General features: G+C 73.6%; 8 protein-coding genes. 6 read left to right on the top strand and 2 right to left on the bottom strand.

Features of this window, described 5'->3' with window-relative positions:
• The first annotated feature begins 352 nt into the window (after positions 1-352).
• From glnII to AE652_RS28610, 5 genes are all read left to right on the top strand, one after another.
• Entirely contained in the window at positions 353-1,375 is a 1,023-nt protein-coding gene (gene glnII, locus AE652_RS28630; RefSeq protein WP_049656664.1) for a glutamine synthetase, read from the top strand.
• Positions 1,376-1,595: 220 nt separating this feature from the next.
• A complete protein-coding gene (locus AE652_RS28625; protein WP_049656662.1) occupies positions 1,596-2,204 on the top strand; it encodes a hypothetical protein in 609 nt (202 codons plus the stop codon).
• 193 nt (positions 2,205-2,397) lie between these two features.
• Positions 2,398-3,495 carry an LLM class flavin-dependent oxidoreductase gene (locus AE652_RS28620; protein WP_049656660.1) on the top strand — a complete coding sequence of 366 codons (1,098 nt, stop codon included), beginning with the start codon at positions 2,398-2,400 and terminating at the stop codon, positions 3,493-3,495.
• A 71-nt stretch (positions 3,496-3,566) separates the two neighbouring features.
• Positions 3,567-4,160 (top strand): hypothetical protein, encoded by a 594-nt coding sequence (locus AE652_RS28615; RefSeq protein WP_049656658.1) that lies wholly within the window; start codon positions 3,567-3,569, stop codon positions 4,158-4,160.
• Positions 4,161-4,256: 96 nt separating this feature from the next.
• Positions 4,257-5,324 (top strand): cobalamin-independent methionine synthase II family protein, encoded by a 1,068-nt coding sequence (locus tag AE652_RS28610; protein WP_049656656.1) that lies wholly within the window; start codon positions 4,257-4,259, stop codon positions 5,322-5,324.
• A 110-nt stretch (positions 5,325-5,434) separates the two neighbouring features.
• Here the strand turns inward: AE652_RS28610 and cobC are convergent, their stop codons facing one another.
• Positions 5,435-6,481: an Rv2231c family pyridoxal phosphate-dependent protein CobC gene (gene cobC, locus AE652_RS28605; RefSeq protein WP_049656654.1), complete on the bottom strand. Its 1,047-nt coding sequence runs from the start codon at positions 6,479-6,481 to the stop codon at positions 5,435-5,437.
• Between the two features lie 69 nt (positions 6,482-6,550).
• Positions 6,551-7,018, bottom strand: coding sequence for a cobalamin biosynthesis protein (locus AE652_RS28600; RefSeq protein ID WP_049656652.1), 468 nt, complete (start codon positions 7,016-7,018; stop codon positions 6,551-6,553).
• A gap of 284 nt (positions 7,019-7,302) precedes the next feature.
• On the opposite strand from AE652_RS28600, the gene AE652_RS28595 reads away from it, so the two are divergent.
• Positions 7,303-8,259, top strand: coding sequence for an alkaline phosphatase family protein (locus AE652_RS28595; protein ID WP_049656650.1), 957 nt, complete (start codon positions 7,303-7,305; stop codon positions 8,257-8,259).
• Positions 8,260-8,374 lie beyond the last annotated feature (115 nt).

Raw genomic sequence — 8,374 nt, 5'->3', positions numbered from 1 at the left:
GGCCGCCGCCCTGGTCGCGGGCGGGGCGGCCGCGCTGTGGGCCACCCGGCGCCGTCGCGCCGCGCACGCCCGCCGGCACTGACCGGGCGGCGGTACTGACCGCCCGCCGGTACCGACCGTGTGGCTCCGCTGGCCACGGGGTGGCGCTGATCACGCGTCGTCACTGAAAGTACTGGCGTCGTCACTCATGGCACCCGGGATGGCGGGAGTGTCGCCCCCGGCACTCCCGCACCGTGACCGTGCCAATGCGGACGGTTGGTTCACCTGCGCGTTACACAAGAGGAACAACCGGGAAACGGCGGCTTGCGACGCTACGCGGGCACCCACCACCCAGCAATGCGAGGGACACGCAGTGGCAATCAAGGCCGAGTACATCTGGATCGACGGCACCAAGCCGACCGCGAAGCTCCGTTCCAAGACTCGCGTCCTGCCCAACGCCGACAAGATCCCGACCTGGGGCTTCGACGGTTCCTCGACCAACCAGGCCGAGGGCCACGCCTCGGACCGCGTGCTGGACCCGGTGCGGGTGACGCCGGACCCGATCCGCGGCGGCGACAACATCCTGGTCCTCTGCGAGGTCCTGGAGACGGACGGCACCCCGCACGTCTCCAACACCCGCGCCCTGCTGCGCGAGGTCGCCGAGAAGTACGCCTCGCAGGAGTCGATCTTCGGCATCGAGCAGGAGTACACCTTCTTCAAGGGCTCCCGCCCGCTCGGCTTCCCGGAGGGCGGCTTCCCGGCCCCGCAGGGCGGCTACTACTGCGGCGTCGGCGCCGAGGAGGTCTTCGGCCGCGAGATCGTCGAGCTGCACCTGGACCGCTGCATCGACGCCGGCCTGGCCATCTGCGGCATCAACGCCGAGGTCATGCCCGGCCAGTGGGAGTTCCAGATCGGCCCGGTCGACGCGCTGACCGTCTCGGACGACATGTGGATCGCCCGCTACCTGCTGTACCGCACCGCCGAGGAGTTCGGCATCGACGCCACCCTCGACGCCAAGCCGGCCCGCGGTGACTGGAACGGTGCGGGCGCCCACACCAACTTCTCCACCAAGGCGATGCGCGAGGGCTACGACGCCATCATCACCGCCTGCGAGTCGCTCGGCACCTCGCAGGAGAAGGTGCTGGAGCACGTCAACCAGTACGGCCACGACATCCAGTCGCGCCTCACGGGCAAGCATGAGACCGCCCCGTGGAACGTCTACAGCTACGGCGTCTCCGACCGCGGCGCCTCGGTGCGCATCCCGTGGCAGGTCGAGGTGGACAAGAAGGGCTACATCGAGGACCGTCGCCCGAACGCCAACGTCGACCCCTACGTCGTCACCCGGCTCCTGATCAACACCTGCTGCGAGGCCCTGGAGAAGGCCGGCCAGGTCTGATCCGCCGCGTCTCCTGAGCAGTCCGCCGGGCCTCCCCTCCATGTGAGGGGAGGCCCGGCGGCGTTCCGGTCGGCTCCGCGAAATCGGCGGACCAGCCGTTGAACTCGGCCGAGCGGGGCTCCCGTTGCTACCGGAGAGGGCCCGACGGGCGGGCGCCGGGAAGCGCTCGCGCGCCGACCGGTCGCCGCCCGCGGCCCGAACCGTTCACTCAGGAGCGTTCATGAAGAAGATCCAGGCGGCCCTCGTCTCCGCCGCCGCCCTCGCGGGCATCGGGCTGGCCGCGGCTGCGGCTCCCGCCTCGGCCGCCGGCGGGACCACCGCCACCACGCCGGGCATGCCGATCACGGTGCCGGGCGTTCCCTCGCCGGGTGCGCCGACCACGGTGCCGGGCGCTCCCAGGCCGGGCGTGCCGATCACGCCGGGCAAGCCGGCCGGGCCGGGGACGGTGCAGGGCCTCGCCGTCGAGCCGGCCGGTTCCGGGAGCACCCCCGTGCCGGGTGTCACGACCTGCAGCGACCGACTGTTCGGCGGCACGTTCTACTGCGGCGGCAGCTACGGCAGCGGGGCGACCTTCTTCGACTTCCGGGACGGCACCCGCCTGATCCTGGTGATCGGCACCAACCACGCGGTGTACACGCGGTCGACCATCGCCAACTCCACCAAGCTGACCGACTGGAAGTCCCTCGGCGGCACCATGGCCGGCAAGGTCGAGATCACCGCGGCGACCATGGGCGGCGCCTTCCGCATCGACGTGCCCGGCGCCGACGGCCGGACCTGGTCCCGGGCCCGGGACACCAACGGCAGCTGGACCGGCTGGACGGCGCGGTAGCGAGCCGGTTCCGGCCGGGTCTTGATCGGGGTGGGGCGGTCCCGGAGAATCGGGCCATGACTGCTCCGGACCGCCCCCTCCTCGTGCGCCGTCTGCACGTGGACCTGGGGCGGGTGTGGGCGGACGGGTGTCGCGGTCGGCGGGTTCCGTCAACCGACCGCAGGCAGTACCGGCCCCAGGAGTGTGTCCGTCCATGGCTCTCACCTTCCACTGGTTCCTCCCCACCAACGGCGACAGCCGGCTGATCGTCGGTGGCGGGCACGGCTCCACGCCCGGCACGGCCGGCTCGGACCGGCCGCCGAGCGTCGGCTACCTCGGCCAGATCGCCCGCAGCGCCGAGCAGTTGGGCTTCGAGGGGGTGCTGACGCCGACCGGGGCCTGGTGCGAGGACGCCTGGCTGACCACCGCGATGCTCAGCCAGGTGACCGAGCGGCTGAAGTACCTGGTGGCGTTCCGGCCCGGGCAGATCAGCCCGACGCTGGCCGCGCAGATGGCCGCCACCTACCAGCGGCAGTCCGGCGGGCGGCTGCTGCTCAACGTGGTGACCGGCGGGGAGTCCGCCGAGCAGCGCGCCTACGGGGACTTCCTGGACAAGGACGCCCGGTACGCGCGGACCGGGGAGTTCCTGGGCATCACCCGGCGGCTCTGGGCGGGGGAGACGGTCGACCACCACGGGCCGCACCTGCGGGTCGAGGGGGCGCGGCTGAACCGGCTGCCGGACCCGGTCCCGGCGGTGTACTTCGGCGGCTCCTCCCCGGCCGCCGGCGACGTCGCCGCCGAGCACGCGGACGTCTACCTGACCTGGGGCGAACCGCCCGCCCAGGTCCGGGAGAAGATCCGCTGGATCCGCGGCCTGGCCGCCGCCCGGGGCCGGACCGTACGGTTCGGCATCCGGCTGCACGTGATCACCCGGGACACCGCCGCCCAGGCCTGGGCGGAGACCGAACGGCTGCTCGCCGCGATGGACCCGGAGCGGGTGCGGGAGACCCAGCGGGCGCTCGCCCGGAGCGAGTCGGAGGGCCAGCGGCGGATGCTCGCGCTGCACGGCGGCTCGGCGCAGCGGCTGGAGGTGTACCCCGGACTGTGGGCCGGCATCGGGCTGCTGCGCGGCGGCGCCGGCACGGCGCTGGTGGGCAGCCACCGGGAGGTCGCGGACCTGATCTGCGAGTACCACGGGCTGGGCGTCGACGAGTTCGCGCTGAGCGGGATGCCGCACCTGGAGGAGGCGTACTGGTTCGGCGAGGGCGTGCTCCCGCTGCTCGCCGCCCGCAACCTGTGGTCCCGCCCGTAGCGGGCGCCCGCTACGCGCGTCGACCCGCAAACCGCTGGTCAAGCGCCCCCGCCGGACCGAGAATTCATGGCATGACCCAGCAGCCCCTGCTCCTCCTCGACGTGGACGGACCGCTCAACCCCTACGCCGCGCCGAAGCGGAGGCCCGAGGGCTACGCCACCCACCGGCTGCGCCCCTCCTGGTGGGTGGCGAAGCAGGAGCACCTGGCGGCGGTCCAGGCCCGGCAGGCGACCCGCGCCAGGCACGCCAAGCCCCCCGCCGTCCGGGTCAAGCCGCTGCGGGTCTGGCTCAACCCCTCGCACGGCGCGGAACTGCTGGCACTGCCCTACGAACTGGTGTGGGCCACCGGCTGGATGGGCGACGCGAACACCCACATAGGCCCGCACCTGGGCCTGCCCGAACTCCCGTACATCAGCTGGTCCGACCTGTTCGGCGAGGCGCGGGACGGGCTGCACTGGAAGACCAGGGACGTGGTCGCCTGGGCCGCCGGGCGCCCGTTCGTCTGGGTCGACGACGAACTCGGCCCGCGGGACGAGGAGTGGATCGAGGCGAACCACCCCGGCCCGGCGCTCGCCCTGCACGTCAACCCCCGACTCGGCCTGCTCGCCGACGACTTCGCCACGCTACGGGATTGGGCGGAGGGGTGTGCTGTTCCAGGGGCGTGAACGGAGAAGAGTGGGGCGCGCGAGGTGTGAACGGTCGAGCGGAGTGCGCCGAGCGCCCCGTTGTGCTCGGGGCGCCGCCCTTTCTACCGTCCCGTCATGACCATTCTCACGGAGCCCATCGGCAGCATCCCCCGGCCGAGCACTCTGCTGAACGCCCTGACCGAACACGCCGAGGGGCGGCTGTCCGACGCCGACCTGAAGAAGCTGCAGGACGAGGCCACCGCCGACACCCTGGCCAGGCTGGCGGAGCTCGGCTGCCCCGTCCTGGTGGACGGCGAGCAGGCGAAGCCGAGCTTCGTCACGTACCCCCTCGCCGGGCTGACCTCCCTCGCCGGGGACGGCGCCGTCATCCCCTTCGCCGACGGACACACCCGGCAGCTGCCGCGGCTGACCGCCGGACCCTTCCGGTACCGGGTCCGTGCCGAGACCTATCTGCGCGACGCCCTGCGGCACACCTCGCAGCCCGTCAAGCAGGCCGTCATCGCACCCTCCGCGCTCAGCCTGCTCTACCCCGCCGACGGCATCGACGGGTACTCGCGCGAGAACTTCCTGGAGGACCTGGCCGACGAGGCCGAGGCCGACATTCGCGGCTGCCTGGACGCGGGCGCCCACGTCGTCCAACTCGACTTCACCGAGGCCCGGTTGTCGCTCAAGCTGGACCCGTCGGGCAGTCTGCTGGACGACTTCGTGGCCCTCAACAACCAGGTGCTCGACCGGTTCGCCGAGGAGGAGCGGGCCCGCCTCGGCGTGCACACCTGCCCGGGCGGGGACCAGGACTCCACCCACAGCCTGGACGTCGACTACGCCGAGCTGCTGCCGAAGCTCTTCCGGCTCAGGGTTGGCAACTTCTACGTGCAGCTGGCGAGCGAGGCCGACCCCGACCGCGTGCTCGCCGTCATCGCGGATCAACTCCGCCCCGGAATCCGGGTGTTCGTCGGAGTGACCGACCCGATCGACCCCAGGGTGGAGACCCCGGAGGAGGTGCGCGACCGGGTGCTGGCCGCAGCCCGGCACATCCCGGTCGACCAGCTCGGCACGACCGACGACTGCGGATTCTCACCGTTCGCAGACGACGCCTCCACCTCGCGGGACACCGCCTTCGCCAAGATCGCGGCCCGCGTGAAGGGCACCGCCCTGGCGGCGGAGGCGCTCGGGCTCCAGTAGCGCTCGCTGGGTCGGCCGGGGGTGGGCTGTCGTGCGTCCGTCCGCCTGCCCGTCCGCCCGTCCTGACGGGCGGGCGGACGGCGGCCGGGGGTGGGCTGGTGTTGCGCCGGTCAGGCCGAACCGAGCACGGCCTCAAGGGCGTTGAGGAACCGGTCGGTGGTCGCCTCGTCCCGGACGGCGATCCGCAGCCACTCCTCGCCCAGCCCCGGGAAGGTGTCCCCGCGCCGGACGGCGAAGCCGTGCTCGCGCAGCCGCCGCCGGACCGCCGCCGCGTCGGGCAGCCGTACCAGGACGAAGGAGGCGGCCGGTTCGCCGTACAGCCGCACCGACGGGAAGGCGGCCAGGCCCTTCACCAAGTGCTCGCGCCAGAGCGCCAGTTCGGCCGCCGCCAGCTCCGCCTCGGCGAGCGCCGCCGGGCCGCTGCACGCCTCGGCGGCGGCCAGCGCCGGGGTGGAGACCGGCCAGAGCGGCTGGGCGGCGCCGAGGTCGGCGATCAGCGGTGCGGGCCCGAGCGCGTAGCCGATCCGCAGTCCGGCCAGCCCCCAGGTCTTGGTGAGGCTGCGCAGCACGACGACCCGGCCGGGCAGGTCCCGGGCGGAGGCGAGGGACTCCCGCTCGCCCGGGACGGTGTCCATGAACGCCTCGTCCACCACCAGGGTGCGCCCCGGCCGGGCCAGTGCGGCGACGGCCTCGGCGGGGTGCAGCACGGAGGTCGGGTTGGTCGGGTTGCCGAGGACGACCAGGTCCGCCTCCTCGGGGACGGCGCCCAGCCGGAAGCCGTCCCCGGGGGAGAGCAGTACCCGGTGCACGTGGTGTCCGGCGTCCCGCAGGGCCGCCTCCGGCTCGGTGAACTGGGGGTGCACCACGACGATGTGACGTGGCGTCAGCACGCGCGCCAGCAGGACGAAGGCCTCCGCCGCCCCCGAGGTGAGCAGCACCTCCTCGACCGGGCGGGCGTGCCGGGCGGCCACGGCGGCGCGCGCGGCGCTCTGGTCGGGGTAGGCGGCGAGGTCGCCGAGGGTGGCCGCGAGGTGCTCACGCAGCCAGGCGGGGGGAGTGCCGGTGCGGACGTTGACGGCGAGGTCGACCAGGCCGAGCCCGTCGGCGCGCACCTCGGCGTCGCCGTGGTGGCGCAGGTCGGGTTCGGGGGCGGTCACGCGGGGTCTCCTCGCTGGGTGGTGCGGCTGGTTCGGGTGGTCGCGACTGGTGGTGGACGTGATGCGGCTCTACGGGCCGGGTGGTGCGGCGGGCCGCGGGTCGTCGCCGAGGTCGAGCGGTGCGAGCCGTCCGTGCGCCGCCGCCCGGGCGATCGCGACCGTGGCCCGCGCCGACTTCCGCTTGGTGACCACGAGCCGGCCCCCCGGCGCGCTCGCCAGCGCCGCGGCCTCGGCCACGCTCGCGGTGCCGACGGCCGTACCGACGGCGGCGGAGGGGTTCGGCACCGGCACGCCCGCGAGCGCCTCGGGCGGGTGCTCGTCCACGGGTACCCCGCTGAGGTGGTCGGCCGCCCAGCGCACCGCCGGGTGGTCCGCCTTGCCCGCCACGGTGGCCAGCCGGGCCACCTCGGAGCGGTCCAGCCCGGCCTCCCGGAGGGTGTCCGTCAGCAGCCGCAGCACCTCGGTCCGCTCGGCGCCGCTGCTCGCACCGATCCCGACCACCAGGGTGCGGGGGACGACGGCGACCAGTCCGCTCACGTGCCGCACCCTTTCGTCCCAAGCTCCGGTGATCCCACCACGCCCGGGCGGAACGGGTCAATCGCGGCGGGTGTGAGATCCGACGCCGGTGCCGTCGCCGCTCCCGACGCCCTTCCCGACGCCCTTCCCGGTGTCCTTCCCGATGCTCTTGCCGACGCCGCCGGTCCGCCGGGGCGCGGCAGCTGTTCGTCTGTTCTTCACTTGTCTTGTGCGGTACACGTCACCGCGGCACTCCTACTGTTCTCGGCGCTCCCGCCAGGAAGCCCCGACATCCGGAGGACACCATGGCCTTCGCACGACTGCGCACCCCCTCTTCCGCCGTCGCCTCCCTCCCGCGCCCCGGTCGCCGCCGGCCGCGCCCGCTGCGTCCGCTCACCGCGCTGGCCGCCGGCCTCGGCCTGGTCGCTGGCTCGCTCGGCCTCTGGGCCGCCGGCGGCAGCGCGGCCGCCGACACCGCCGCGGGCGCCGCCGCCGGCCTGCCCGCACCCGACCACGTGGTCGTCGTCGTCCTGGAGAACCACGCCTACTCCCAGGTGATCGGCAGTTCCAAGGCCCCGTACATCAACACCACCCTGGTGGCCGGCGGCGCGACGCTGACCCAGTCCTACGCGCTCACCCACCCCAGCCAGCCCAACTACTACATGCTGTTCTCCGGCAGCTCCCAGGGCATCGTGGACGACGGCTGCGTGGACGTCGGCGCCCTGCAGCAGCCCAACCTCGCGTCCGAGCTGATCGGCGCCGGCCAGACCTGGGCCAGCTACAACGAGGGCCTGCCCGGCCCCGGCGCCACCGACTGCAGCAGCGGCAACTACGCCCAGAAGCACAACCCGTGGTTCGGCTTCGGCAACGTGCCCACCTCCAGCGCGTACGGCATGGACGCGTTCCCGAGCGACTACAGCACCCTGCCGAAGGTCTCCTTCGTCGTCCCGGACCTCTGCGACGACATGCACGACTGCTCCGTCGGCACCGGCGACTCCTGGCTCCAGGCCAACCTCAACGGGTACGCGCAGTGGGCGAAGAGCCACAACAGCCTGCTCCTGCTCACCTTCGACGAGGACAACAAGCTGTCCGGCAACCGCATCCCGACCCTCGTCTACGGCGCCCACGTCGCCCCCGGCAGCAGCACCGCCACCACGTACAACCACTACGACGTGCTGCACACCCTGGAGGACCTGGCCGGGGTCAACGCCCACGCGGGCAACTCGGCCGGCGCCGCCGACATCACCGGAATCTGGAACTGACGCCCGTGTACGTCGCGGACTCCCGCAGCTCGAAGGCCCCCGCCGCCCCGACCGCCGCCGACGCGGCCCCCCTCGGGGCGGCCCCCGCGCCGGCCGCCGGTCGGGCGCGGCGGGG

Source organism: Kitasatospora sp. MY 5-36, from assembly GCF_001182915.1.
Classification (GTDB): Bacteria; Actinomycetota; Actinomycetes; order Streptomycetales; family Streptomycetaceae; genus Kitasatospora.
The sequence above is the reverse complement of the archived record's forward strand: the minus strand, read 5'-3'. Positions and strand labels throughout refer to the sequence as shown.